Origin of the sequence: Demequina sp. NBRC 110052 (assembly GCF_002090075.1) — a bacterium.
Taxonomy (GTDB): Bacteria; Actinomycetota; Actinomycetes; order Actinomycetales; family Demequinaceae; genus Demequina.
Window position 1 is genome coordinate 426,181 of sequence record NZ_BBRI01000002.1, and the last position, 23,870, is coordinate 450,050.

Genomic DNA, 23,870 nt, shown 5'->3' on the forward strand with positions numbered 1-23,870 from the left:
CACCAGGCTAGTGCGCGGGGCCGCCCCCAGCCGAACCGGGCTTCCTGCGCTCGCCCTTGATCGCGTCGGGCGTCTCGCCGTGGGCCAGCAGCACGTCGATCTTCGCCTCGAGGTGAGCGATCCGCTCCGCGAGGGCCTCCTCCCTGGCCCGAGACTCCGCGCGAGCTGCGGCATCACGCTCCTCGGCCTCGTCGTCCCGCTGCTCATCCTCCTCGCCCGAGGTGATCGAGACGAACCATGCCGCCACCGAGGCGGTGACGACACCGAGCAGGGCGATGCCGAGGAGCATCATGCCGCCCGCGACCAGCCGACCCGTGACGGACACTGGCGCGTAGTCGCCGTATCCCACGGTGGTGACGGTCACGAACGCCCACCACAGCGCATCGCCGAACGTGTTGATCGCAGAGTCCGCGACCTCCCGTTCGGCGGAGAGCACCCAGACCGAGCCGATCCACAGCAGCAGCACCGTCGAGAGCACCACCGCCTGGATCGTCTTCATGCGCCCACCGCTCGACAGCAGGGACGTGCCCTGCGCGAAGACCGAGAGAATCTTGAGCGGTCGCGCCGCCGGCAGCAGCACCGCGATGACGTCCAGTGGATGGGTCCAGACGTAGCGCCACGACTTCTCCGACAGCACCGTGCGGATGATGAGGTCTGCGAGGAACACCACCCAGATGGCGATCTGGATCGCCTCGAGCGCATGCCGAGTCGTCGCGTCGAAGTACAGGAAGCCGATGATGCGTGCCGACCACGCCACAAGGAAGACGAACGCGAGCACGGCCATCGGACCATCGGTCTTCTCGCGGTAGCCCTCGTACTTGCGGCCGCTCGTCAACTCGTTCAACTGGTCCAGCGCCATCGGGACCCCTCCCATCGCCTTCGTTGTGCACGAGGCTAGCGCGGTCAAGGCGCGAGCGATCAGGCGACAGCCTGCACTGGGTGGGCCCTGCCGGACTCGAACCGACGACACCTGCGGTGTAAACGCAGTGCTCTAACCAACTGAGCTAAGGGCCCGTGAGCATTCTCCCCCAAGGGGAGAGGCTCAGCCGAGGAGCGCGGCGACCTCTCGACGATAGTCATCCACGTCGCGCGCCTCTCCCGTGGGATTCACGACCGCCCAGCGCACGACGCCCTCGGCGTCGATGAGGAACGTGCCGCGAGTCGCGAGGCCCTTCCGTGGGTTGAACACGCCGTAATCGCGCGACGCATCCCCGTGGGGCCAGAAGTCGCTCAGCAGGGTCTCGGCGAAGCGGTGGGTGTCGCCCCACGCCTTGAGCGTGTACATCGAGTCGCACGAGACGACCACGACCCGCAGGTCGTCGCGCGACCTGAGGTCGGCGGCGTCGCGAAGATCGATGAGCTCGTTCGTGCACGTGTCGGAGAACGCGAACGGCACGAAGACGAGCAGTGTCGCCGTACCGCGAAGGTCGTCGAGCGAGACCTGGCGCCCGTGCTGGTCCGTGAGCGAGAACGCGGGCGCGGGGTGCCCCACGAGGGGGTTCGTCACTTGCTGCGGCCCTTCTCGACGAGCTGCGTGGCCCACCATGAGCCGCCCACGACGAACGTCGAGGTCGCGTGCAGGCCAGCGAGCGAGGACGACTCCTCGACGTCGCGCGGCTCGACCGCGCCCGGGCTGCCTGCCTTGGGCGACAGCAGCCACACGCCGCAACCGTCGTCGAGGAGGGACTGCACGTCCATCAGCAGATCGGCCAGATCGCCGTCTCCGTCGCGGTACCAGACGATGGCACCGTCGACCACGTCGCCGAAGTCCTCATCGGCGAGCTGCTCGCCCGTGACGTCCTCGATGGACTCGCGCAGAGCCTCGTCCACGTCGTCGTCGTAGCCGTACTCCTGGATGATCTGCCCGGCCTTGAAGCCGAACCTGGCGATGACGCCGTTGTCCGCGGCACTCGCGCCCTCCTGTGTCGCCACGGTGGCGGCGCTCCCTTCGTCGTCGATGGCCGCGCCGGTCGGCGGGCTTGCGCTCAAGCGTAGAGGTCCGTGCGTCAGGGGTGCAATCGCCCGACGCCGAAGCATCCTCTCCGGCGTCTCGCCTTCTCCCCGGGTCGAGTCCAGGGCGCGCGCGAGCCGCGCACGCGGGCACCCCGGGGCGCACCAGGCGACCCCCGCGTCGGGCGCTCGCACGGGCCGTGCGCCGTGCGCTGGCGTGACAACGCCCTCGGATGTGACAAGAATGGCCGGGAAAGGCGGTATCTCCGCCGCTCCCCCATTTCGGCGGCGCACCACCCCTGCGCCCGAGAGGAAGGCGACCCCGTGAGCCTGCACGGCGAGGTAGACAAGGACCCCAACGAGACCTCAGAGTGGCTCGAGTCGCTCGACGGATTGATCGAGACCGGCGGCGAGAGCCGCGCCGAATACGTGATCGAGCGCATGGTCGACCACGCTGCCAAGAAGCAGCTGTCGGTGCCGCTGAGCCTCAACACCCCGTACGTCAACACCATCCACGCGGACGACGAGCCCGAGTTCCCCGGCGACGAGGAGATCGAGCGCCGCTACCGCGGCTGGATCCGCTGGAACGCGGCCGTCATGGTCACGCGCGCGCAGGCGGCAGGCAAGGGCGTCGGCGGACACATCTCGTCGTACGCGTCCGTGGCGACGCTGTACGAGGTGGGTCTCAACCACTTCTTCAAGGGCAAGGACCACCCGAGCGGCGGCGACCAGATCTACTTCCAGGGCCACGCCGCGCCCGGCGTGTACGCCCGCGGCCTCGTCGAGGGCCGCTTCTCCGAGGAGGACCTCGACTCGTTCCGTCAGGAGCACTCGGCCCCCGGCCGCGGCCTCTCGTCCTACCCGCACCCGCGCCTCATGCCCGACGTCTGGGAGTTCCCCACGGTGTCGATGGGCCTGGGCCCCGCCTCAGCCATCTACCAGGCCTGGACCAACCGCTACCTGCAGATGCGCGGGCTCAAGGACACGTCCGACCAGCACGTGTGGGCCTTCCTCGGCGACGGCGAGATGGACGAGCCCGAGTCGCGCGGCATGCTCCAGTTGGCCGCGAACCAGGGGCTCGACAACCTCACGTTCGTGGTGAACTGCAACCTGCAGCGCCTCGACGGCCCCGTGCGAGGCAACGGCAAGATCATCCAGGAGCTCGAGGCGTTCTTCCGCGGCGCCGGCTGGAACGTCATCAAGGTCGTGTGGGGCCGCGGCTGGGACCCGCTGCTCAAGCGCGACGAGGACGGTGCCCTGGTCAACCTCATGAACACGGTGCCGGACGGCGACTTCCAGACCTTCCGTGCCGAGTCCGGCGCGTTCATCCGTGACCAGTTCTTCGGCGGCGACCCGCGCGCCAAGGAACTCGTCAAGGACATGACGGACGACGAGATCTGGGCGCTCAAGCGCGGCGGCCACGATTACCGCAAGCTGTACGCCGCGTACGCGCGGGCCACGTCGGAGAAGAACGGCAAGCCGACCGTCATCCTCGCGAAGACCATCAAGGGCTACGGCCTCGGTTCGAACTTCGCGGCGCGCAACTCGACGCACCAGATGAAGAAGCTCGCGATGGCCGATCTCAAGGTGCTGCGCGACACCTTCGACATCCCGTTCACGGACGAGCAGCTCGAGGCGGACCCGTACAACCCGCCGTACTACCACCCCGGCTTCGACGACCCGGCGATCCAGTACATGCTGGACCGCCGCAAGCAGCTGGGCGGCTGGGTGCCCGAGCGCCGCGACCCGAACACGCAGATCGACATGCCGGACCCCAAGGCGTACGAGCTGCTCGCGAAGGGCTCCGGCAAGCAGGAGGTCGCCACCACGATGGCGTTCGTCCGCCTGTTCAAGGACCTCGTCAAGGACAAGGGCTTCGGCCACCGCATCGTGCCGATCATCCCCGACGAGGCACGCACGTTCGGCCTGGACTCGATCTTCCCCAGCGCGAAGATCTTCAACACCAAGGGCCAGAACTACCTGCCGGTGGACCGCGAGCTGATGCTCAGCTACAAGGAGTCCGAGGCCGGTCAGATCATGCACACCGGCATCAACGAGGCCGGCTCGGCCGCCGCGTTCCAGGCCGTGGGCACCTCGTACGCCACGCACGGCGAGCCGCTGATCCCGTTCTACATCTTCTACTCGATGTTCGGGTTCCAGCGCACGGGCGACCAGTTCTGGGCGGCGGGCGACCAGATGACGCGAGGCTTCATCATCGGCGCCACCGCCGGCCGCACCACGCTCACCGGTGAGGGCCTGCAGCACGCCGACGGGCACTCGCCGCTCATCGCCGGCACGAACTCGGCCGTCATCACGTACGACCCGGCGTTCGGCTACGAGATTCGCCACATCGTCAAGGACGGCATCGAGCGGATGTACGGGCCCGAGGACGGTCGCGACCCCAACGTCATGTACTACCTGACGGTGTACAACGAGCCGATCCAGCAGCCCGCCGAGCCGGAGGACGTGGACGTCGAGGGCATCCTCAAGGGCATCCACCGCATCGCCGTGGCACCTGCGGGCGAGGGCCCCGAGGCGCAGATCCTCGCCTCCGGCGTCGCCGTGCCGTGGGCGCTCGAGGCGCAGGAGCTGCTCCAGGCTCACTGGGGCGTCCGTGCCGCGGTGTGGTCGGTGACCTCGTGGAGCGAGCTGCGCCGCGAGGCGCTTGCCGCTGAGGAGGCCGCGTTCCTGCACCCCGATCAGCCCGTCCGCACGCCGTACCTCACCGCGAAGCTGTCCGGGGCCCAGGGCCCGTTCGTCGCGACCACGGACTTCGACCACCTGGTCCCCGACCAGGTGCGCGCGTGGATCCCGGGCACGTACGCCACCCTCGGCGCCGACGGCTTCGGCTTCTCCGACACCCGTGCGGCCGCGCGTCGCTACTTCAAGATCGACGGTCCGTCGACTGCGGTCAAGGTGCTCCAGCAGCTTGAGCGTGCGGGCCAGGTCGCCCCCGGCACCACTGCTCAGGCGATCGCGAAGTACGACCTGCACGACGTCACCAAGGGCACGTCGGGCAACGCGGGCGGCGACGCCTAGGAACCCCGGCACCGCTCCCGAAGGCCCCGTCCGCGCATGCGGACGGGGCCTTCGTCTATGCGCGGAGATAGAGACTCCGGTTCTCCACAGCGAACCGGTTGCCTGTGGAGACTCTCGAGAGAAACGGGGCATTTCGGGGCACGATGCCCCCAGCATTGGGGGCATCCCGTTGTGGAGAGCCCACAACGGGGCTCTAGAATCACGCTCATGCCCCAAGCCGAGATCCGCGCAGATACCCTGCGCCGACTCCGGGCGGGAGGGGGCCGCCTCGCGACGGCCGCCCTCAAGACGCTCGACGCCGAGTACCCGTGGTTCCGCGCGCTTCCCGCGCAGGAACGATCCTGGGTAGGCATCGTCGCGCAGGCGGGCATCGACTCGTTCATCTCATGGTTCGCGGATCCCGGCGAGAGCACCCGCTCCGCGATCGAGGTGTTCGCCGCGGCGCCGCCCGAGCTCACGCGAGTGATCTCGCTCCAGCACACGCTCTCGATCGTGCGCACGGTGGTCAAGGTCGTCGAGAGCCACTCCGACGAGTTCGCCGCGCCCGGAGGCGAGGCCCAGCTGCGCGAGGCGGTGCTGCGCTACTCGCGCGAGATCGCCTTCTCCGCGGCCGAGGTCTACGCACGTGCCGCCGAGTCGCGCGGCGCGTGGGACGCGCGACTCGAGGCGCTCGTGATCGATGCACTCGTGCGCGGCGAGGTCGACGACTCCCTCCCCTCACGCGCAGCGGCGCTCGGCTGGAAGCCCGGCCCAACGCTGGTGATGGTCGGCCTCACGGACGGCCAGCTGGGCGAGGTACAGTCGGCCGAGGTGAGGCGCTCCATCCGCCGTGCCGCTACCGGCGCCCTCGTCGGCATTCATGGCGAAGAGCTCGTCGTCGTGGCGCGCTCGGACGAGGACCACGGCGCGCTCGCGCGCCACCTGCTGACGAACTTCGGCTCGGGTCCTGTGGTCATCGGCCCCGACGCTGTCACGCTCGTCGAGGTCGCACGCGCCACCCGTGCCGCGATCCACGGAGTCATGGCCGCGCCCGCGTGGGCACTGACCCCGCGCCCTGTCGCCGCGGACGATCTCCTGCCCGAGCGCGTGCTCGTCGGCGATCCCGTGGCACGTGAACGGCTGCTCGCGATCGCGTACGACCCCATCGTGAAGGCCGGAGGCGCGCTCACCGAAACCGTCTCCACGTTCCTCGACTGCGGGCGCTCGCTCGAGCACGCGGCGAGGACGATGTTCGTCCACGCCAACACGGTCCGCTACCGCCTCAAGAAGGTCGCGGAGCTCACTGGCTGGGACGTGCTGAGCACGAGAGACGCGCACGTGCTGGAAACAGCCTTCGCACTGGGCCGTCTGCGGGACGGCGCTCGCGCGTCTTTGTAGGAATCCCACAGAACTGGGCGCGTCTTTCGTGAAAGCGTCGGCGCGGCGAAAGTCGCGAGCGTGAGGCAGTCTAGGACCATGCTTGCCGTCCTGTGCCCCGGTCAGGGCGCCCAGACCCCCGGAATGCTCGCGCCATGGCTCGAGCTGGACTCGGTCGCGGAGCGCCTCCATGCTTTGTCGGAAGCCACAGAGGTCGACCTCGTCGCTCATGGCACCACCTCCGACGCCGACACGATCCGCGACACTGCCATCGCGCAGCCGCTGCTGGTCGCCACCGCGCTCGCAACAGGCCGCGAGGCGCTCGGCTCTAGCGTTCCCGGCGTGGTCGCCGGCCACTCGGTGGGAGAGTTCGGCGCCGCCGCGCTCGCGGGCGTCGTCTCCGATGCGGACGCGGTGTCTCTCGTGACGGTGCGCGGTCGCGCCATGGCGGAAGCCGCCGCCTCCGCGGAACCGACCTCGATGGCCGCCGTGCTCGGCGGCGACGCCGACGAGGTTGCCGCACGCCTTGCCGCGCTCGGCCTCACGCCCGCGAACGTCAATGGAGGCGGCCAGGTCGTCGCAGCAGGGTCCAAGGATGCGATCGACGCGCTTGTGGCCGGGCCTCCCGCACGTGCCCGCGTGATCGAGCTGCAAGTCGCCGGCGCGTTCCACACGTCCTACATGGCGCCCGCTGTGGACGCCCTTGCCTCGGCCGCTGAGGGCATCACCCGGCAGGACCCCTCCGTGACTCTGCTGTCCAACGCCGAGGGCGCGGTCGTCACCGCCGGCGACGACGCGCTCTCCCGGCTCGTCACGCAGGTGGCCAACCCCGTGCGGTGGGACCTGTGCATGGAGCGGCTTCTCGAGCTGGGCGTGACGGGGATACTGGAGGTGGCGCCAGGCGGCGTCCTCACCGGCCTCGCCAAGCGAGCCATGCGAGGAGTGCCGTCCGTCGCCCTGAAGACTCCCGACGACCTGCCCGCAGCCCGCGAGCTCCTGGAGGCACACGCGTGACCACCCTGAACGTCCGCCGAGGACCCGAGTACACCCGCATCCTCGGCCTCGGCGTCGCCCGCGGCGAGAACGCCGTCCCGAACGACGACCTGATCGAGCCGATCAACTCCTCGGACGAGTGGATCCAGAAGATGACTGGCATCGTCACGCGCGTGCGCGCGAACGAGGACACGTCGGTGATCGACTTGTCCGAGAGGGCGGCGCGCGACGCGATCGCGCAGGCGGGTCTCGAGCCGAGCCAGATCGAGGCCGTGATCCTGTCCACGATCTCGTACCCGCACATCACGCCAGGCGGCGCTCCTGTGCTCGCCGACCGCCTGGGCGCCACGCCTGCCGCGGCCTTCGACATCTCTGCCGCGTGTGCGGGTTACTGCTACGGCATCGGACAGGGCGACGCGCTGGTGCGCTCCGGTGCCGCGAAGTACGTGCTCGTCATCGGAGCCGAGAAGCTGTCCGACTTCGTCGACCCTGCCGACCGCTCCATCTCGTACCTCCTCGGTGACGCCGCAGGAGCCGTGGTGATCGGAGCATCGGACACGCCCGGCATCGGCCCCACGGTGTGGGGATCCGAGGGCGCAGGCGCCGACCTGATCCGTCAGACTTCCTCGTGGCTCGATGTGCGCGACGTGCCTGGCACCGCGTTCCCGACGCTGCGCCAGGAGGGACCGAGCGTCTTCAAGTGGGCCTCATTCAAGATGCCCAAGATCGCCCTGGAGGCCATCGAGGCGGCGGGCGTGACGCCCGACGACATCGACGTCTTCATCCCGCACCAGGCGAACATCCGCATCATCGACCAGATGGTCAAGCAGATCGGCCTGCCCAAGCACGTGGTGGTCGCGAAGGACATCGTCGACTCCGGCAACACCTCGGCGGCGTCGATCCCGCTTGCGACAGAGCGCGTGCTGCGCGACGGCGTCGCGAAGTCCGGCGATCTTGCGCTGCAGATCGGCTTCGGCGCCGGACTCGTGTACGCCGCGCAGGTCGTGGTCCTGCCCTGACGGGCCCGTCCCCACTAGTTTGAGAGAGTTCACCCCGAACCCCCACGGCCCCGCACCGGGGTCGCGATCACAAGGAGAATGACATGGCGCTTGCCCAGAACGAGGTCCTTGAGGGCCTGGCCGAGATCGTCGTCGAGGAGACCGGCATCGACGCTGCCGACGTGCAGCTCGACAAGTCCTTCACGGACGACCTCGACATCGACTCGCTGTCGATGATGACCATCGTGACGCTCGCGGAGGAGAAGTTCGACGTGCGCATCCCCGACGAGGAGGTCAAGAACCTCGTGACCGTCGGCGACGCCGTCACCTACATCGTCAACGCGCAGGCCTGATCGCGTCGGCGGCGCGGGCTACCGTCCGCGCCGCCCGCAGCCTGCACCACTCGGCGCGAACCGCGCCCGCACCGTCGTCGTCCCCGGAAGGATCACCATGACTGTCGTCGTCACCGGACTTGGCACCACCTCACCCCTGGGAGGCGATGTCGCGAGCACCTGGGAGGGCGCCCTCGCGGGCCGCTCGGGCGTGCGTACGCTCGACAACGACTGGCATGAGAAGTGGGGCGTGCCCGTCACGTTCGCGGGACAGCTCGCGGTGCGCCCCGAGGAAGTCCTGAGCCGCCCCGAGACCAAGCGCATGGACCCGAGCGCGCAGATGGCGATCGTCGCCGCACGCGAGGCCTGGTCTGACGCTGGCTCGCCCGAGGTCGACCCCGAGCGCCTCGGCTCGATCGTGTCCTCCGGCATCGGCGGCGTCTGGACGCTGCTGAGCGCGTGGGACACCCTGAAGGAGCGCGGAGCGAACCGCGTCCTGCCCCTCACGGTGCCGATGCTGATGCCGAACTCGCCGACCGCTTACGTGTCGCTCGAGTTCACGGCGCGCGCAGGCGCCCACTCCCCCGTGTCCGCGTGCGCGTCCGGCGCCGAGGCGATCGGCATGGGCTTCGAGATGATCGAATCCGGCCGCGCCGACGTCGTGATCGCAGGCGGCACCGAGGCCGCCATCCACCCGCTGCCCATTACGGCCTTCGCGTCGATGCAGGCGCTGTCCAAGCGCAACGACGACCCCGCGGCGGCCTCCCGCCCCTACGACGTCAAGCGCGACGGCTTCGTGCTCGGCGAGGGCTCCGGCGTGGTCGTCCTCGAGTCCGAGGAGCACGCCAAGGCGCGCGGCGCACGCATCTACGCCCGCGTCCTGGGCCTCGGCATGACGGCCGACGCCCACCACATCGCAGCCCCCGAGCCCAACGGCGCCGGTCAGACTCGCGCGATGGAGCTCGCGCTCGAGCGCGCAGGCCTCACCACCGCTGACATCTCGCACGTCAATGCCCACGCGACCTCCACGCCGGTGGGCGACATGATCGAGGCGCGCGGCATCCGCGCGCTGCTGGGGTCCCACGCCGACCAGGTGCTGCTGTCAGCCACCAAGTCGATGACCGGGCACCTGCTCGGCGGCGCTGGCGCTCTCGAGTCGGTGTTCACCATCAAGGCGCTCGAGACCCGCACTGCTCCCCCGACGATCAACGTCGACGAGCCGGACCCGGAACTGCAGGTCGACCTGGTGCGAGACACGCCTCGCGCGCTGCCCGCCGAGGGCCAGCTCGCCGCGATCAACAACTCGTTCGGGTTCGGCGGCCACAACGTCGCGGTGGTGTTCGGCACCGCTTGACGCCCTGCCCACAGTACGAACCAATCTCAGCCCGACACGCGGGCCGTTCGGCCCCTGCGGGCGTGCGGCCCGCGTGTCGCGCTTCACTTGGGTTCGCACTGTCGCGCGGTGGTGGTCGGCACCGCTTGACGTGTCGCTAGCCTCAGCCCGATCTAGAGGTCGACCGGGGTGCCCTGGTGGTACGAGAGACGCCAGCGGTCGGTGAGCGCCCACACCGAGCTGCGGTGGGCCGCGCCACGCGCCGCGCGCTCGGGCACCGATGTGTAGAGCACCAGCGCGCCGTGCTCGCACACGCCCTGCACCCGGAAGTCGGTCAACGGCAGGGCGACGTCGATCTCCTGGTACGGCGAGTGGACGATCTCGTCGCGGGACCAGATGCGGCCCGACTGGCCCACCTCCGTGAAGTCGGGCGCGAGGATCGCATCCATGTAGTCGGAGTCGAAGCGCGTCTCGGGGCGCCACATCGCCTCCTCCATCGCCTGGAGAAGCAGCGTCACCTCGCGCCCGAGCTCCACTGTCACCCCACGCGGTGAAGCCAGCGCACTGGGGCTCCGTGACCGGCGTAGCGGAACGGCTCCAGCTCCTCGTCCCAGGCTGAGCCGAGTGCGAGGTTCATAGCGCGCGAGAAGTCCGCGGCCGAACCGCCGGCCTCCATGACGGCGCGGATGCGGTCCTCGGGCACCACGATGTTGCCGTGGACGTCGGTGACGGCGTGGAAGATACCGAGGGACGGCGTGTGCATCCAGCGTCCGCCGTCGCAGCCGAACGACGGGTCCTCGGTCACCTCGTACCGGACGTGCTCCCAACCGCGCAGCGCGGACGCGAGTTGCGCGCCGGTGCCGGGGCGTCCCTGCCAGGCCACTTCGGCGCGGAACATCTGCGCGCCGGCGGGCTGATCGATCCACTCGAAATGGGCGCGCGAACCGAGCACTCCCTGCGCGGCCCACTCGATGTGCGGGCACATTGCGCGCGTGGCGGAGTGCACGAAAAGAACACCGCGGGTGATGGCAGCCATGACCCTTCCTTCCTGTGAGGTGCGTCTTCCCCTACGACCTCGAAGGACGTCCGGCGTGACCGGGTGTGTGTCTATCGTGCCCCACGCAGGGCGGAAATGCCAGCACCCCGCACGGAAGCGGGCCGCCGCGTCGGGCTTGCCGAAGCGCGAGGCGAGGTGTCAGGCCTTCTCGAGCGACTCGCGAAGCTCACGCATGGCGCGCTTGCGCACGTCCTTGGCGAGCCGATCGAGGTAGAGGTGCCCGTCGAGGTGGTCGCACTCGTGGTTGATGAGGCGCGCCCAGATCTCCTCGCCCTCGATCGTCACCGGGTTGCCGTCCAGGTCGATGCCCTCGGCCTTGGCGTAGGCGGGTCGCTCGCACGGGTACCACAGGCCCGGCACGGAGAGGCAGCCCTCCTCGCCGAGCTCCTGCAGTTCCTCGGAGTTCTCGGTGATCACGGGGTTGAGGATGTAACCGATGTCTCCGTCGATGTTCCACGAGAAGGCTCGCAGGCTCACACCGATCTGATTGGCGGCGAGTCCGGCCCTGCCGTCGTAGTCCACGGTCTCGACCAGATCCTCGACGAGCTGACGGACCCGTTCGTCGATGTCGTTGATGGGCTCGCAGGGCGTGCGGAGCACGGGGTCGCCGGTCACACGGATGTCACGGAATGCCATGCGCACATTGTTCCACGCCTGTGCCACGCTGGGTTCGTGGATGCACACGACCTGGCGCTCGGAGATGACGTCGCGCGCCTGTGGCCGCGACCCTGTCACGATGACGACAAGTACTCGCGTGGCGTGCTGGGGATCGTCGCAGGATCGGATGCGTATCCGGGGGCGGCCGTCCTGTGCACGAGCGGCGCCGCTGCCGCGGGTACGGGCCTGATTCGATACGTCGGTCCGGGCCGCGCGCAGGACCTGGTGCTGGCGCGTCGGCCAGAGGTGGTCGTGCACGCGGACTCCGACGCCGTGGAGCGGCTGCCCCGCGCATCGGCCTGGGTCATCGGACCAGGAGTCGCGGACCACCCAGGCCAGGAGGCCGTCGTCGGTGCAGTGCTCGCGTCAGGGCTCCCCTGCGTCGTCGATGCGGGTGCGCTCGAGGCGTGCGTTCGGGCGCGCTACGCCGGGGATCGCCGCGCTGGCGCGGAGTCGGTGCTGCTGACGCCTCACGAGGGCGAGCTCGTGCGCGCGCTCGGCGCGGTGCGTCACGACGTGACTGCCGACGACGTCCGCCGCGACCGCGCGGGCCATGCGCGGCTGCTCGCGGAGACCGCTCGCGCGACCGTCCTGCTCAAGGGCTCGAATACGCTCGTCGCCACGCCCGGCGGTGGCCTGACGACCCTCGCCACGGCGACGCCATGGCTCGCGACGGCCGGGGCAGGCGACGTGCTCGCGGGCATCGCGGGTGCGCTGCTGGCCTCGGGTCTCCACGCGCCCGACGCTGGGCGCATCGCCGCGTGGGTTCATGCCCGGGCGGCGGCCCTCGCCTCGGGCGATGACCCCGACGCGCCGACGGGTGCAGGCGGGCCGATCACGGCGCTGGATGTCGCGCACGCCGTGCCGCGCGTCGTCGCCTCGCTCGTTGCACCGCGAGGCGAGACGCCGCAGTCTGGCTAGACCAGCGAGATCTCGACGTGGATCTCCTCGCCCAGTTCAAGGCCCTCCGCCTTGATGACCGCGCCCTTGACGGGCATCACGAACGTGGCGCGCTCCTTGGAGGGGAAGATCGAGGTCCGCCACGTCGTGGCACCGACGGTGACCTCCACCTTGACCGCGCCGAAGCCCCGGCGCGGACCATGCTGGAGGTCCTCGATCTCGTCCGCGAGGTCCTCGGGCAGGTCGACGAAGACCCACGAGTCGACGCGAGCCTCCCAGAGGTAGAGGCTGCCCCGGAAGCTGTAGCGCTGCATGGAGGGACGCTAGCACCGGCCGCCGACACTGTCGTGGGCCGACCCGGAGACCCCGCTACCGCTTCAGGTGGAGGAATGTTTCCGCCGAGTAAAATCGCGACCTCTGTGCTCGCGGTGTGACGTAGATCACACTAACCTGCTCAGTGGGGGCGCGACGTGGCCACACAGTGTCCCCTTGCCACGGCGCCCCACTGAGGGAGGCTGTCATGGCACGGTCGTCGATCGCGCTTGCTCGCGGGTTCGCCCCCATTCCACTTCTGCTCGTACTGCTGGCCACGTGCGCCGCGCTTGTCGGCGGAGCTGCGTCTGCAGCGGCCGACGCACCCGAGGAGGCGCACGGCAACTCAGCCCCGCGACTCCAGGTCCATGGCGGCGGCGCGCTGCACGTCACGACCGCCACACCCACGATCACCGGCGTCGGCACCCCTGGGGGACCGAACGCCGACGGACGACTCTCCGTCGTCGTCTCCGGCACGCCCGATGCAGGCGGCTCGGTATCCGGCGTCGCGTGCGCAGGCGCCACCGCCACCGGGCAGGGCGGCTGGAGCTGCACCGTCGCCACCCCGCTCGCGACTGGTTCCTACCTCATCACGGTCCAGCAGCATGTCGGCAAGGACGGCGAGCGGACCGTGAGCACCACCACGGCACGACTCAGAGTCGACCTGCCGGTGGTGCGGAACGAACCCGAGCCGCCGCCCGCTCAGGCGAAGCCCCAGCCGCAGCCTCCCGCAGCGCCGGCCCCGCCGCCACAGGCCCCGCAGCCGACTCCCCCGCGCTCCGCACCCGCGCCAGCGCCCGCACCCGAAATCCTCGACGTTCTCGAGTGGAGCTTCGTGCTCGTAGACGCCGACGGCAAGCCCCTCGCGAACGCTCCCCTGCGAGCCGGTCAGACCTTCTCGGCCCTTGCGTCGGGCCTGCCCCAGGGCGCCCAGGTGTCCGTCGAACTCCACTCCGACCCAGTGCCGCTCGTCGACGCCGTCGTGGACGCCACCGGCTCGCTCAGCGCGCCGTTCACGCTGCCCGAGACGGCACCGCCAGGCGGACACGAGATCGTCGCCACGCTCACCGCAGAGGGGTTCGAGGCCTCCGTCGCGTCGGTTGGCGTCACCGTGGTGCCGGCGATCGTCGAAACCCGCGTGCTCGCCGACCTGCCGGACGCGCCAGCTCCCGTCATCGAACCCGCCGTCGAGCCCGCCGTCGAGGAGGAGACCACCCACCTCGCGGACCGCCTCATCCCGTTCAAGCTGCGCGAAATCACTGCCTGGTCGGTCGCCGCGACGGGAGGTCTCGCGGTGATCTTCGTACTGCTCGCCGCGCTGCCCGCCGAGCTTCTGCAGTCGACCCTCACCGAGAACTACGGTCGCGCCTTCGCGTGGATGGCGCCTGCACGCAAGCGCGTGCGACGCGTGCGTAATCTGATCCCGCCCTCGCTGGACAACCCGTGGGTGGGCAGCGCCTTCTCTGTGGGCGCGACGGCACTCATCCTCGGGTTCTCCGAACCACAGTTCGGGTTCAACGCGTGGTCGATTCGCACGTTCCTCGCGCTCTACCTGTCGCTCTATCTGCTGAACGTCGCCCTCAACTCCGTGAAGCTGTCCTACGCCCGGCGACGACTCAGCGTCGACGGACGCCTGTCGCCGCTTCCAGGAGGCATGATCATCGCCGCGATCTCTGTGATCGCTTCGCGCGCGCTCGAACTCTCGCCCAGCCTGCTGTTCGGCCTCGTCGTGGGCGTCACGCTGGCCCGCCAGCAGTCGCGAGAGGCCGAAGGCAGGCTCGCGCTGGTAGGAGCGGGATCCATGCTCGTGCTCGGCGTTGCCTCGTGGCTCGGTCTGAGCGCGCTGCTCGGCATCACGGGAGGGTCCGACATCTTCATCGTGGGCCTCCTCGAGGACACGCTCGCGGCCACCTCTCTGGAGGCGCTCACCGTCCTCCTCGTGGGACTGCTGCCATTCGAGTACCTCGAGGGCAAGGCACTCCACGACTGGGATCAGCGCATCTGGGCTGCCGCGTACTTCATCGCTGCGGGCGCGTTCGTCTTCATCGCCGTGCCCCTGGGCACCAGTTGGGAGTCCACGGAGCTCTCGGTGCTGCGCTGGGTGGCGATCTGCGCCGGCTTCGCCGTGATTTCGGTCGCGGCGTGGTTCCTCTTCCGCGTCATGCCCGAACACAGGCGTCGCACCGAGGACCGCGAGAGCGTCGACGCGTAGTCGCCGACACAAGCGGAACGTTGGCCGACGCACGAGCATCTTGTCGCGTGCCCCCTACACGAGAACGGCGCTGAGCGGAAGCGGTCGCCTCCAACAAGCCTGGCGCGTCTGCGCACCAACGCATTGGGGCCATGATTGCGTTGTTGCTTGCATGACGAGTGGGGGCTTGGACGAGTGAGCCAGTGGCGGGGAATGCTGGAGCGGGTGGTGCGCGAGCGGGGTCGCGCGCTCTTCGGTTTCGCGTATGTGCTGACCGGTGACCTTCATGAGGCCGAGGATCTGCTGCAGGACGCGCTGGTGAGGGCGTTCCGCAGCGGCCGACACGCCACATCGATCGAGGCTGCGCACGCGTACGTGAAGCGTGCGATCTCCACCGCGTTCATCGACCGGTCACGCCGGGCCGCAGCGCGGCCGCGCGTCGTGGACACAGGTGGGGACCTCAAGGAGTGGACCACCCGGTTGCCCGCCGCAGCCGACCACGCGATCGACGTCGGGTCGGCGTTGGATCTGCAGGCCGCGCTCATGACGCTTGCGCCGCAGGTGCGGGCATGCGTGGCCCTGAGGTTCATCGACGACCTCACGATCGACGCGATCGCCGACACCCTCGAACTAGCTCCGGGCACAGTCAAGCGATACCTGTCCGACGCCCGCGAACAACTGCGGGCCGTACTGCCCACGTGGGAAGACGTGGACGGGGAGACCGTACCTGTCCGGGCGCAAAGGAGGGATCAGCGATGAGTGAGCCCTACGACAGCCTCAAGCAGCTCCACTCCCTCGCCGGTGCAGGATTCGACCACACCATACTGCGCAACGAGATCTCCGCTGTGGAGAAGCGGATCGCCCGGCACCGCTCCAGCCGGGCCGCGCTCGCGTCGGCCGCCGGGATCGCAATCCTGGGAACCGCCGCCGTCGGCGTGCTGCAGTGGCCAGGCGCGCCTGAGGCGGCACCCGCCGAAGTACCCAGCGCATCTCCGAGCCCGACACCTGCTGTCGTGGAAGAGTCCGGCGCGCCTGGATGTGCTCCCGCAACTATCGTCCCAGGCAAACCCGCGGGAGACATCGGAGGGCTTGAAGGCTGGTGGAACTCCACGCCGGTGAGCCTCCCGTGCGAGCGTTGGGACGAATCCGACCCGCGGATCCTTGATCATCCCGACACGGTGCTAATCAATACGGTCGACTACACCATGGTCGAGGCGGCGTACCGAAGCGACCGTGCGGCGCTCGGTGCCTACGCCACGCTCGATGGCGACTTCGTTGTGCCAGCGCGCGACCCGGAATGGCCAGCGAACAGCCTCGTCCTGATCGATGCTGCCACCGGCGAAGTGCTCGAGACGTACCTCCTGTCCGGGTTCGCCGCGCCTGACTACAGCCTTCTGAACTGGCCCGACTGGGTTGGAGAGCGCCTGAATAGCCCCCTCCCAGCAAGCGACGTACCACCGGGCTACGTCGTGATTGCGCCTTCCACACCCGATGCCAGCGACGAGGATCTCGTCATTCCGCAGTCGTACGCATCCCGCGAGACGACCGACGTCATCACGGTTCGGCTGGTCGCCGTGCTGTCCGGCGGGGGCAGCGAGACGGTCGGGACCGGCGACGCATCAGTCGTCGCCACCGACGTCTTCGCCGACGGCTCGATCGCCTCACTCGACGACACGACGGGCGTTTACACGATGAGCATCCCCGTGCTCGACGAAGCTCACCTCATCCTCACAGGAACCGACCTCGACGCCGTCTTCCGCTTCGTGGACGCCATCACCACCGTCGAGGCGGGCTGACGCGCGTCACCTGCGCGCTGAGCCGAAAGGGACGCATGTCCGAGAGAAGTCCAACGAGAACCGTCCTGCAAGGTTGCGGCGTCGCGGCCCTCGTCGTTCTCGTAGCAGGCTGCGTGCTCGTGTTCGCGCTCGTAGCGGCGCTGTCACAACGCGGCTACCCCGAGGCCGAGGAACGTGCCGAACGCGCGATGGCAGAGTCGCACGCCGAGTCGATCGAATGCCTCCGGGCTCGCCAGGGCGATATCGCGGGCCTGACCGAGCAGACCCGGGTCACAGCGAAGATCGCCCCGTGCTTCGACCGGCCGGAGGGCTTCCGCCAGAGCTATCCGCTGACCGCCCTGGTCGGGCTGCCGGACGCGGTCGTTGACGGACTGGACAACTCGCTTAGATACGGGTCCTACTTGCTCGATGTCGACCTCTCCGGTTCCGCGGCATCGGTCCACGCGATGGACGTCGGCACCGGCTCATCCGAAACGGTGCTCATGGCGACCACCGCTACCGAGACGACAGCACAGTGCTGGCTTGCCGACCTCGACTTGGCCACAGGAAGCCTCGGAACGCGTCAGCGCGTGGACTGCGGCGACCGCATCCTCACCATGATCTACGGCAACGCCACCGACCGCGACGGCCGTCTCCTTGGGGACTAGCCGACACCGAGAGTGGCACCGGGGCCCCGGCGGTTCGAGTTGATCGTCTCCCTCGAGCGGACTTCAACGAGCGACCTCTCCCATGCAGACCCCTCGCCGAGGTGGGCCAGGCGGGACTTGAACCCGCGACCGATGGATTATGAGTCCACTGCTCTAACCGGCTGAGCTACTGGCCCGAGCGCGGCACGGCCGCGCGGGAGACCAGCCTAGCGGGGGCATCGGCTCTGCCCGAAAGGTGGTCGTCGCGGCCCCTGAGATCGTGTAAAGTCGTACAGCGCGATCCCCCGTAGCTCAATTGGCAGAGCATTCGACTGTTAATCGAAGGGTTACTGGTTCGAGTCCAGTCGGGGGAGCTTCACGAAGGAAAGGCCGGTCCGTAAGGACCGGCCTTTCGCGTTTCTCGGTGCCCTTGCCGGGACGTCACGGAGCGGGACGAGGAAGGGGCGGCGCCACGTCGGCACCGCCCCTTCCTCACTCCCCCGCGTCGTACGCGGAGGTTAGGCGTGTCACAGCCCCACGGGCTGCGTGTCGATGTCCTTGTCCTTGATGGCCGTGCCCGCGATGATGCGGTGGCGCACGGCCCCGGAGATGGAGTCGACGATCACGGTGACCACGATGATGACGAGCAGCAGGATGCCGATGAAGTCCCATTCGCGGTACCGGAACGCCTGCGACAGCACCGAGCCGATGCCTCCCGCGCCGATGACGCCCAGGATCGCCGAGGCGCGGATGTTGATCTCGAAGCGGTACAGCCAGAACGCCAGCACCTCGGGAAGCACCTGCGACCAGTAGGTCCAGCGCAGGATCGCCGAGCCGGGCGCTCCAGCGGCGCGTGCCGCCTCGACGGGGCCAGGATCGATGCCCTCGAGAGCCTCGGCAGTGAGCTTGCCGAGCGTGCCGACGGCGCCGATGCCGAGTGCGAGGGCACCGGCGTTGGGGCCGAAACCGAAGATGGGCAGCAGCAGGATGATCGCGAAGACCAGCTCCGGGAGCGTGCGGATGATGTTGAGGAACACGCGCGTGACCTGCACCACGACCGGGTGGGAGACGTTGCGCGCCGCGAGGAATCCCATGGGGATCGAGATCGCGGCTCCGATCATCGTGCCGATCCATGCCATCGAGATGGACTCGAGCATGCCGTTGAACGCCTGGGTCCAGTACTCGCTGTACGGCTCGGAGAACGGGTTCTGCACGATGCCCTTGAGCATCAGGTAGAAGTAGCGCCAGCCCTCGGTGAAGACGTCGGGGAACTTGCTCCAGTCGGCGTTGGAGAAGTACCCGCCGCCGATGACGAGGAGCACCAGGACGATCGCACCGATCGTGGCACGCGCCTTGCCGGGCTCCTGGGGCCGTGGCGTCTTGGTGGGCGCGGCCTTGGTCTCGGCGCTCACACGAGCCTCCTTCTGAGGTACTGGGAGACCTGGTCGATGATCAGCACCACCACGAACATGGAGATGACGATCGCCGAGACGTTCTCGTAGTTGAAGCGCGCGAACTGCACCTGGATGAGCTGGCCGATGCCGCCACCGCCCGCGTATCCGATGACGACGGACGAGCGGATGTTGAGCTCGAAGATGTACAGCGCATACGAGAGGAAGTTGGGCAGGATCTGCGGCTGCACGGCCCACCGGGCACGCGCGAAGGTTCCCGATCCCGATGCGTCGGCCGCCTCGAGAGGCCCGGGCTCGACCGCGTCGATCGTCTCCGCCGTAAGCTTCGCGGCGATGCCGATGTTGAAGATGAACAGGGCCAGGATTCCGGCGAGCGAGCCGACGCCCACGAGGGCCACGAAGATCAGCACGTACGCGATGTCCGGCAGGGAGCGCAGCACCGAGAGGAACCACTTGGTGACCCGGTAGAGCTTCGTGGAGCGGTTGGTGACCTGCGAGGCCATGTACGCGAACACGAGACCCACAGCGACACCGAAGAAGCTGGCGACGATGGCGATGGAGATGGTCTCCATCCAGGCCGTGCCCGCGTTGCCCAGGTAGGACCAGTTCGGGTGCAGGAACTGCTCGACGACTACCCAGCCGTTGGAGAAGTTCTCGAACAGCGAGGTCAGCTCGAAGTCGATCTCCCACGCTGCCCATGCGGTGATCGCGGCGACGGCGACCAGGCCGCCGATGAGGACGCGGCTCGGCGCCGGTTTGCGCGGACGCGCGGGCGCCGGGGCGGCGGACGCGACCGTCATGCCTTGCCCGGGAGGACGTCGTCGGCGGTCAGCGAGCGTCCGTAGATGTCCTCGAACACCGAGTCGTCCGCCTCTGCACCGGTGCCGTCGAAGACGACCTTGCCTGCGCGCATGCCGATGACGCGGTCGCCGAACTGGCGCGCGAGGTCCAGGAAGTGCAGGTTGACGAGCGTGGTGATGCTGAGATCACGGTTGATGCGCTGCAGGTCCTTCATGACCATCTGCGCCGTCGGTGGGTCGAGCGACGCCACGGGCTCGTCCGCGAGCATGACCTTGGGGTCCTGGGCGAGGGCGCGGGCGATCGCGACGCGCTGCTGCTGACCGCCGGAGAGCTGCGACGCGCGCGTCCAGGCCTTCTCCACGATCCCGACGCGCTCGAGCGACTGGAAGGCGATCTCCTTCTCCTCGGCCGTCCACGCGCCGAACAGCGAGCGGTACGCGGGGATGCCATGCATCTGCCCCATCATCACGTTGTTCATGACGGAGGTGCGCTTGACGAGGTTGAACGACTGGAAGATCATCCCGATGCTGGAGCGCACGTCGCGCAGCTTGCGGTTCGAGGCGCCGGCGACTTCCACGCCGTCGACCACGAGGCTGCCCTCGGTCACGGGCACGAGTCCGTTGATGGTGCGGATCAGGGTGGATTTGCCTGCTCCGGAGAGCCCGACCACCACGACGAACTGGCCGTCAGGGATGGTGAGGGAGACGTTGTCGAGGCCGACGACGCCGTTGGGATAGCGGACGGTGACGTCCTTGAGCTCGATCATGTTCCTTGCCTACCAGGGGAATGGCACCGGCGGCCAGCCGTGGGCTGACCGCCGGTGCGTGGATCCTTATCGGACGGTGAGACTCACTCGCCGCCGAAGGTGGCGTAGGTCGGGGCGACGAAGTCCTCGAACGCGGCCTGGTTGGCGGGCTCGAGGCCCTCGATCTCGTAGACCGCGTCGAGGGCGGCGAGGCCGTCCTCGGTGGCGGCGAGGTCGAGCAGCGCCTGGGTCAGGGTGTCCTGTGCCTCAGCGGAGAGGTCTCCGTTGAGGACGACGCCGTCGTTGGGGATGTTCTTCGTGTAGGCGAACACGACGACCTTCTCGCCCACGTCGGAGAACTCCTCGGCGAGGTTGCCGCGAGCGTCGTTGTACGACAGGCCGATGGTCGCGGTGCCGTCGTAGACAGCCTGGACGGTCTGCGAGTGGCCACCGGCGAAGAAGCCGTTCGGGAACGCCGACGCGGCGTCGTCGATGCCGAGGATGCCGGCGAGCTGGATGGCCGGGAAGTAGTAGCCCGAGGCCGAGGTGGCGTCGGTCCACGCGATCGAGGCGTCCTCGGGGATCAGCGCGAGCGCGTCCTCACCCTGGGGGCCGTCGTAGCCGGTGGCACCGTTGCAGTACGAGTAGTTGATGCCCTCGTCGTCGGCCTCAGTGGTGACGTCGTCGAGGCAGTAGGTGCCCGGGTCGTTCGTGAACCACTGACCCACGTACTCGGACGAGCCGTAGCGGACGGCCTGCAGCACGATCTCGGCGCCCGCCTCCTCGTGGGCCTGCCACATCGCGATCGGGCCGAGGAAGCCGATGTCGGCCTGGCCGGTCTGGAGGGCGACGACGACCGCGTTGTAGCTGTCGGGCACGAAGACCTCGACGGGGATGTCGAGCTCGGCGGACAGGGCCTCGGCGAGAGCCTCACCGTCGGCGGTGATCTGCTCGACGTCGTCCGAGGGCACGAGGGCCAGCGTCAGCGAGTCGGGCAGGTCCGCGCCGGCCTCGGTGGTGGACGTCGCGGAGTCGGTCGGCTCTGCGTCGCCCTCGCCGGACGAGCACGCGGCCAGCAGGAGCGCGGAAGCGCCGACGAGGGCCGGCACGGCGAAGCGCTTGGGGAGCTTGTTCACGTTTTCTACCTCTGCATTGTTCTCTAGGTCCGCGACCCCCTGGGCGCGGACGTCGCCTCGCGACCCTTTGACGCTAGCCCACGATGTTGGCCTGGCGAACAGTCCGGCCGAGATTTAACGAGACGGTTACCTGGGTGACACCGAATCGTGTCCAACCCCGCGCCGTGGCGCGGACGCATCGTCCCGAGCGGTCGGCGAGGGCTACTCGTCCCGCATCGCGCGGCGGCGCGTCTCGAGCGCGATGATCGCCGCGAAGTGCTCCTGCGCAGCATCGCTCCCCTGCCCTGCGCGCTGCATCGCACCACGCAGATCCGCGATCCGGCGCGTGAGCGCCAGGTCCATGAGGCGCGCGAGCACCGACCGCGCGTAGTGCTCGTCGTCGCCGCCTTCGTGCGGAAGGGGCGTGACGGCGAGCTCCGAGATCGTGGCGGCCAGCGTCGGGCCCGCCTGCTCGACGACGGCGTCCACCCAGTCGGGTGTCGCCCCTGGTCCGCCTGCGGCGACGATCGCCTCGAACACCGCGCGGTACTGCGGCACGGTGAACGACTCGGGCGCGAGCTCGGCGACGATCGCCGAGGCTCCCGCATCCCTGGCGACCGCCGCCGGCAGCTGCAGCAGCACCCCGAGCGAGAGCGCCTCCTGGCGCACCACCGGGTCCCGCCGCTGGGGACGCGCGGTCCCGGCGGTCGCGGTCATGACCGCGCCGGTCTCCGGATCCATCGGCGGCGGCCCGTCGTCCGGCGCCGACGCCTGTCGCGAGCCCGACGCTGCACGCCCGCGGGCGGGCGACCCGTGCGTCGGGCCCGTACCCGACCGGGCGGCCTGACTCACCGCGTTCCTCACCTGCTCGGGGTCCATTCCCAGCAAGCCGGCGAGGCGGCGCGCATACTCGGGCTGGAGCGCGCGGTCTCGGATGCCTGCGACGACGGGCGCCGCCGCTCTCAGTGCCGCCACCCTGCCCTCGGGCGTCTCGAGGTCGTGGGACGCAAGAGAGGTGCGGATCACGAACTCGAACAGCGGCACCCGCGCCTCCATCAGCTGCTTCACGGCTTCGTCGCCGCGCTGCTGCCTGATGTCGCACGGGTCCATGCCCTCGGCATCGACGGCCACGAACGTCTGGGCGAGGAACTGCTGGTCCAAGGAGAAGGACTTCAGCGCCGCGTTCTGCCCCGCCTCGTCGCCGTCGAACGTGAAGATCACCTTCGCGCCGTGCGAGCCCACCTTGAGCTGCGCGCCGCCCGTGTCGCCCATGAGGCGCCGCACCACCTTCACGTGGTCCTCGCCGAACGCGGTGCCGCAGGTGGCGACGGCGTTCGTGACTCCCGCGAGGTGGCAGGCCATGACGTCCGTGTAGCCCTCGACGACCACCGCGGTGCGCTCGGAGCGGATCGCTCCCTTGGCGAGGTCGAGGCCGTAGAGCACCTGCGCCTTCTTATACAGCGGCGTTTCCGGGGTGTTGAGGTACTTGGGGCCCTGATCGTCCTCGTACAGCCGCCGCGCGCCGAAGCCGATGACGTCGCCCGTGACATCCCTGATCGGCCACACGAGGCGACCGCGGAAGCGGTCGTAGACGCCGCGAGAGCCCTCTGACACGAGGCCCGACGTGCGCAGCTCCGCCTCCGTGAAGCCCGCCTTGCGCAGGTGCTCCGTCAGCGTCTGCCACCCCTGAGGCGCATAGCCGACGCCGAACGTCGCCGCCGCCTCGCGATCGAAGCCGCGCTCTCGCAGGAAGTCACGGCCGATGCGCGCCTCGGGGCTCCCGAGCTGCTCCTCATAGAACTGTGCCGCGATCCGATGAGCGTCCAGGAGCCGCTTGCGCTGACCCGCCGTCCCCTCCTTGCGGGGGCCGCCACCCGCCTCATACCGCAGCGTGACGCCCGCGCGCTCCGCGAGGAACTCGACCGCCTCCACGAAAGGAAGCCCGTCCATGCGCATGACGAACTCGATGACGTCGCCGCCTTCGCCGCAGCCGAAGCAGTGCCAGCGGCCCACGCCTGGCCGCACATGGAAGGAGGGGCTCCGCTCGTCGTGGAACGGGCACAACCCCTTGAGCGATCCCACTCCAGCGGGCTTGAGGGTGACGTGCTGGCCGACGATGTCCTCGATGGGCGCGCGCTCGCGGACTGCCGCGATGTCGTCCCTGTTGATCGTGCCCGCCACGGCATCACGATACCGGCGCAGTGGTGTGCGCGGGTGCGAGCGTCGCCCCCGACCGCGAGAGGCGTCCGCCGCGGTG

Annotated in this window: 23 protein-coding genes and 3 tRNA genes; 12 read left to right on the forward strand and 14 right to left on the reverse strand. The window is 69.2% G+C overall.

The annotated features are described in order from the left end of the window. Positions 1 to 7: 7 nt before the first annotated feature. The 4 genes from B7K21_RS02010 to B7K21_RS02025 all read right to left on the reverse strand — a co-directional run bounded on the left by B7K21_RS02010 (position 8) and on the right by B7K21_RS02025 (position 1,932). Positions 8 to 859 (reverse strand): potassium channel family protein, encoded by an 852-nt coding sequence (locus tag B7K21_RS02010; protein ID WP_159448379.1) that lies wholly within the window; start codon positions 857 to 859, stop codon positions 8 to 10. An 81-nt stretch (positions 860 to 940) separates the two neighbouring features. Continuing rightward, a tRNA-Val gene (locus B7K21_RS02015) sits at positions 941 to 1,014 on the reverse strand. Between the two features lie 28 nt (positions 1,015 to 1,042). After that, entirely contained in the window at positions 1,043 to 1,507 is a 465-nt protein-coding gene (locus tag B7K21_RS02020) for a redoxin domain-containing protein (protein ID WP_234989137.1), read from the reverse strand. Beyond that, complete coding sequence (locus B7K21_RS02025; RefSeq protein WP_234989138.1) at positions 1,504 to 1,932, reverse strand: DUF3052 domain-containing protein; 429 nt, start codon at positions 1,930 to 1,932, stop codon at positions 1,504 to 1,506. The genes B7K21_RS02020 and B7K21_RS02025 overlap by 4 nt, the downstream gene beginning before the upstream one ends. A 342-nt stretch (positions 1,933 to 2,274) precedes the next feature. Between B7K21_RS02025 and aceE the strand changes: the two genes are divergently transcribed. The 6 genes from aceE (at position 2,275) to fabF (ending at position 10,022) form a co-directional block, all read left to right on the forward strand. Beyond that, positions 2,275 to 4,989, forward strand: coding sequence for a pyruvate dehydrogenase (acetyl-transferring), homodimeric type (aceE, locus tag B7K21_RS02030; protein WP_144016021.1), 2,715 nt, complete (start codon positions 2,275 to 2,277; stop codon positions 4,987 to 4,989). A 207-nt stretch (positions 4,990 to 5,196) separates the two neighbouring features. Further along, positions 5,197 to 6,366 (forward strand): CdaR family transcriptional regulator, encoded by a 1,170-nt coding sequence (locus B7K21_RS02035; protein WP_084073350.1) that lies wholly within the window; start codon positions 5,197 to 5,199, stop codon positions 6,364 to 6,366. 78 nt (positions 6,367 to 6,444) lie between these two features. Then, positions 6,445 to 7,359: an ACP S-malonyltransferase gene (locus tag B7K21_RS02040; RefSeq protein ID WP_084073351.1), complete on the forward strand. Its 915-nt coding sequence runs from the start codon at positions 6,445 to 6,447 to the stop codon at positions 7,357 to 7,359. After that, positions 7,356 to 8,357 carry a beta-ketoacyl-ACP synthase III gene (locus tag B7K21_RS02045; protein WP_084073352.1) on the forward strand — a complete coding sequence of 334 codons (1,002 nt, stop codon included), beginning with the start codon at positions 7,356 to 7,358 and terminating at the stop codon, positions 8,355 to 8,357. Before B7K21_RS02040 ends, B7K21_RS02045 begins: the two co-directional genes overlap by 4 nt. Positions 8,358 to 8,440: 83 nt before the next feature. Then, the gene (locus tag B7K21_RS02050) at positions 8,441 to 8,689 is read left to right on the forward strand and encodes an acyl carrier protein (RefSeq protein WP_084073353.1); all 249 of its coding nucleotides are present in this window, start codon (positions 8,441 to 8,443) and stop codon (positions 8,687 to 8,689) included. Between the two features lie 97 nt (positions 8,690 to 8,786). Further along, positions 8,787 to 10,022: a beta-ketoacyl-ACP synthase II gene (gene fabF / locus B7K21_RS02055; protein WP_084073354.1), complete on the forward strand. Its 1,236-nt coding sequence runs from the start codon at positions 8,787 to 8,789 to the stop codon at positions 10,020 to 10,022. 152 nt (positions 10,023 to 10,174) lie between these two features. Here fabF and B7K21_RS02060 read toward each other — a convergent pair whose 3' ends face one another. The 3 genes from B7K21_RS02060 to def form a co-directional block, all read right to left on the reverse strand. Further along, positions 10,175 to 10,543 (reverse strand): DUF4440 domain-containing protein, encoded by a 369-nt coding sequence (locus tag B7K21_RS02060; RefSeq protein ID WP_144016022.1) that lies wholly within the window; start codon positions 10,541 to 10,543, stop codon positions 10,175 to 10,177. Then, on the reverse strand, positions 10,540 to 11,037 hold the full coding sequence (locus B7K21_RS02065) for a DUF3145 domain-containing protein (protein ID WP_084073356.1): 498 nt from the start codon (positions 11,035 to 11,037) through the stop codon (positions 10,540 to 10,542). The genes B7K21_RS02060 and B7K21_RS02065 overlap by 4 nt, the downstream gene beginning before the upstream one ends. Positions 11,038 to 11,196: 159 nt before the next feature. Continuing rightward, positions 11,197 to 11,694, reverse strand: coding sequence for a peptide deformylase (gene def, locus B7K21_RS02070; RefSeq protein WP_084074763.1), 498 nt, complete (start codon positions 11,692 to 11,694; stop codon positions 11,197 to 11,199). A gap of 36 nt (positions 11,695 to 11,730) precedes the next feature. On the opposite strand from def, the gene B7K21_RS02075 reads away from it, so the two are divergent. Continuing rightward, the gene (locus B7K21_RS02075; RefSeq protein ID WP_159448380.1) at positions 11,731 to 12,636 is read left to right on the forward strand and encodes an NAD(P)H-hydrate dehydratase; all 906 of its coding nucleotides are present in this window, start codon (positions 11,731 to 11,733) and stop codon (positions 12,634 to 12,636) included. Here the strand turns inward: B7K21_RS02075 and B7K21_RS02080 are convergent. Then, positions 12,633 to 12,929, reverse strand: a complete 297-nt coding sequence (locus B7K21_RS02080; RefSeq protein ID WP_084073357.1) for a DUF1905 domain-containing protein — start codon at positions 12,927 to 12,929, stop codon at positions 12,633 to 12,635. The genes B7K21_RS02075 and B7K21_RS02080 overlap by 4 nt on opposite strands. 206 nt (positions 12,930 to 13,135) lie before the next feature. Between B7K21_RS02080 and B7K21_RS02085 the strand changes: the two genes are divergently transcribed. The 4 genes from B7K21_RS02085 to B7K21_RS02100 all read left to right on the forward strand — a co-directional run bounded on the left by B7K21_RS02085 (position 13,136) and on the right by B7K21_RS02100 (position 17,561). Beyond that, complete coding sequence (locus B7K21_RS02085; protein WP_084073358.1) at positions 13,136 to 15,139, forward strand: hypothetical protein; 2,004 nt, start codon at positions 13,136 to 13,138, stop codon at positions 15,137 to 15,139. A 192-nt stretch (positions 15,140 to 15,331) separates the two neighbouring features. Next, positions 15,332 to 15,877, forward strand: a complete 546-nt coding sequence (locus B7K21_RS02090; protein ID WP_084073359.1) for an RNA polymerase sigma factor — start codon at positions 15,332 to 15,334, stop codon at positions 15,875 to 15,877. Then, positions 15,874 to 16,914, forward strand: coding sequence for a hypothetical protein (locus B7K21_RS02095; protein WP_084073360.1), 1,041 nt, complete (start codon positions 15,874 to 15,876; stop codon positions 16,912 to 16,914). The genes B7K21_RS02090 and B7K21_RS02095 overlap by 4 nt, the downstream gene beginning before the upstream one ends. A gap of 113 nt (positions 16,915 to 17,027) precedes the next feature. After that, on the forward strand, positions 17,028 to 17,561 hold the full coding sequence (locus tag B7K21_RS02100; RefSeq protein WP_084073361.1) for a hypothetical protein: 534 nt from the start codon (positions 17,028 to 17,030) through the stop codon (positions 17,559 to 17,561). Between the two features lie 102 nt (positions 17,562 to 17,663). Here B7K21_RS02100 and B7K21_RS02105 read toward each other — a convergent pair. Beyond that, positions 17,664 to 17,737, reverse strand: a tRNA-Ile gene (locus tag B7K21_RS02105). Between the two features lie 104 nt (positions 17,738 to 17,841). On the opposite strand from B7K21_RS02105, the gene B7K21_RS02110 reads away from it, so the two are divergent. After that, positions 17,842 to 17,914, forward strand: a tRNA-Asn gene (locus B7K21_RS02110). Between the two features lie 153 nt (positions 17,915 to 18,067). On the opposite strand, the gene phnE (B7K21_RS02115) is transcribed toward B7K21_RS02110, so the two are convergent. The 5 genes from phnE (B7K21_RS02115) to dnaG all read right to left on the reverse strand — a co-directional run bounded on the left by phnE (B7K21_RS02115) (position 18,068) and on the right by dnaG (position 23,794). After that, the gene (gene phnE, locus B7K21_RS02115) at positions 18,068 to 18,952 is read right to left on the reverse strand and encodes a phosphonate ABC transporter, permease protein PhnE (RefSeq protein WP_084073362.1); all 885 of its coding nucleotides are present in this window, start codon (positions 18,950 to 18,952) and stop codon (positions 18,068 to 18,070) included. Continuing rightward, the gene (gene phnE / locus B7K21_RS02120; protein ID WP_084073364.1) at positions 18,949 to 19,752 is read right to left on the reverse strand and encodes a phosphonate ABC transporter, permease protein PhnE; all 804 of its coding nucleotides are present in this window, start codon (positions 19,750 to 19,752) and stop codon (positions 18,949 to 18,951) included. The genes phnE (B7K21_RS02115) and phnE (B7K21_RS02120) overlap by 4 nt, the downstream gene beginning before the upstream one ends. Then, on the reverse strand, positions 19,749 to 20,519 hold the full coding sequence (gene phnC / locus B7K21_RS02125) for a phosphonate ABC transporter ATP-binding protein (protein WP_084073366.1): 771 nt from the start codon (positions 20,517 to 20,519) through the stop codon (positions 19,749 to 19,751). The genes phnE (B7K21_RS02120) and phnC overlap by 4 nt, the downstream gene beginning before the upstream one ends. An 83-nt stretch (positions 20,520 to 20,602) precedes the next feature. Further along, on the reverse strand, positions 20,603 to 21,634 hold the full coding sequence (phnD, locus tag B7K21_RS02130) for a phosphate/phosphite/phosphonate ABC transporter substrate-binding protein (protein ID WP_234989139.1): 1,032 nt from the start codon (positions 21,632 to 21,634) through the stop codon (positions 20,603 to 20,605). A 201-nt stretch (positions 21,635 to 21,835) separates the two neighbouring features. Further along, positions 21,836 to 23,794 carry a DNA primase gene (dnaG, locus tag B7K21_RS02135; RefSeq protein ID WP_084073368.1) on the reverse strand — a complete coding sequence of 653 codons (1,959 nt, stop codon included), beginning with the start codon at positions 23,792 to 23,794 and terminating at the stop codon, positions 21,836 to 21,838. Between the last annotated feature and the right edge of the window lie 76 nt (positions 23,795 to 23,870).

Excerpts from the sequence above, each read along its gene's own strand:
- B7K21_RS02010 (WP_159448379.1), bottom strand. The coding sequence starts at position 859 with ATGGCGCTGGACCAGTTGAACGAGTTGACGAGCGGCCGCAAGTACGAG.
- B7K21_RS02035 (WP_084073350.1), top strand. The coding sequence starts at position 5,197 with ATGCCCCAAGCCGAGATCCGCGCAGATACCCTGCGCCGACTCCGGGCG.
- B7K21_RS02040 (WP_084073351.1), top strand. The coding sequence starts at position 6,445 with ATGCTTGCCGTCCTGTGCCCCGGTCAGGGCGCCCAGACCCCCGGAATG.
- B7K21_RS02050 (WP_084073353.1), top strand. The coding sequence starts at position 8,441 with ATGGCGCTTGCCCAGAACGAGGTCCTTGAGGGCCTGGCCGAGATCGTC.
- fabF (WP_084073354.1), top strand. The coding sequence starts at position 8,787 with ATGACTGTCGTCGTCACCGGACTTGGCACCACCTCACCCCTGGGAGGC.
- B7K21_RS02065 (WP_084073356.1), bottom strand. The coding sequence starts at position 11,037 with ATGGCTGCCATCACCCGCGGTGTTCTTTTCGTGCACTCCGCCACGCGC.
- def (WP_084074763.1), bottom strand. The coding sequence starts at position 11,694 with ATGGCATTCCGTGACATCCGTGTGACCGGCGACCCCGTGCTCCGCACG.
- B7K21_RS02080 (WP_084073357.1), bottom strand. The coding sequence starts at position 12,929 with ATGCAGCGCTACAGCTTCCGGGGCAGCCTCTACCTCTGGGAGGCTCGC.
- B7K21_RS02085 (WP_084073358.1), top strand. The coding sequence starts at position 13,136 with ATGGCACGGTCGTCGATCGCGCTTGCTCGCGGGTTCGCCCCCATTCCA.
- B7K21_RS02090 (WP_084073359.1), top strand. The coding sequence starts at position 15,332 with ATGCTGGAGCGGGTGGTGCGCGAGCGGGGTCGCGCGCTCTTCGGTTTC.
- B7K21_RS02095 (WP_084073360.1), top strand. The coding sequence starts at position 15,874 with ATGAGTGAGCCCTACGACAGCCTCAAGCAGCTCCACTCCCTCGCCGGT.
- phnE (WP_084073364.1), bottom strand. The coding sequence starts at position 19,752 with ATGACGGTCGCGTCCGCCGCCCCGGCGCCCGCGCGTCCGCGCAAACCG.
- phnC (WP_084073366.1), bottom strand. The coding sequence starts at position 20,519 with ATGATCGAGCTCAAGGACGTCACCGTCCGCTATCCCAACGGCGTCGTC.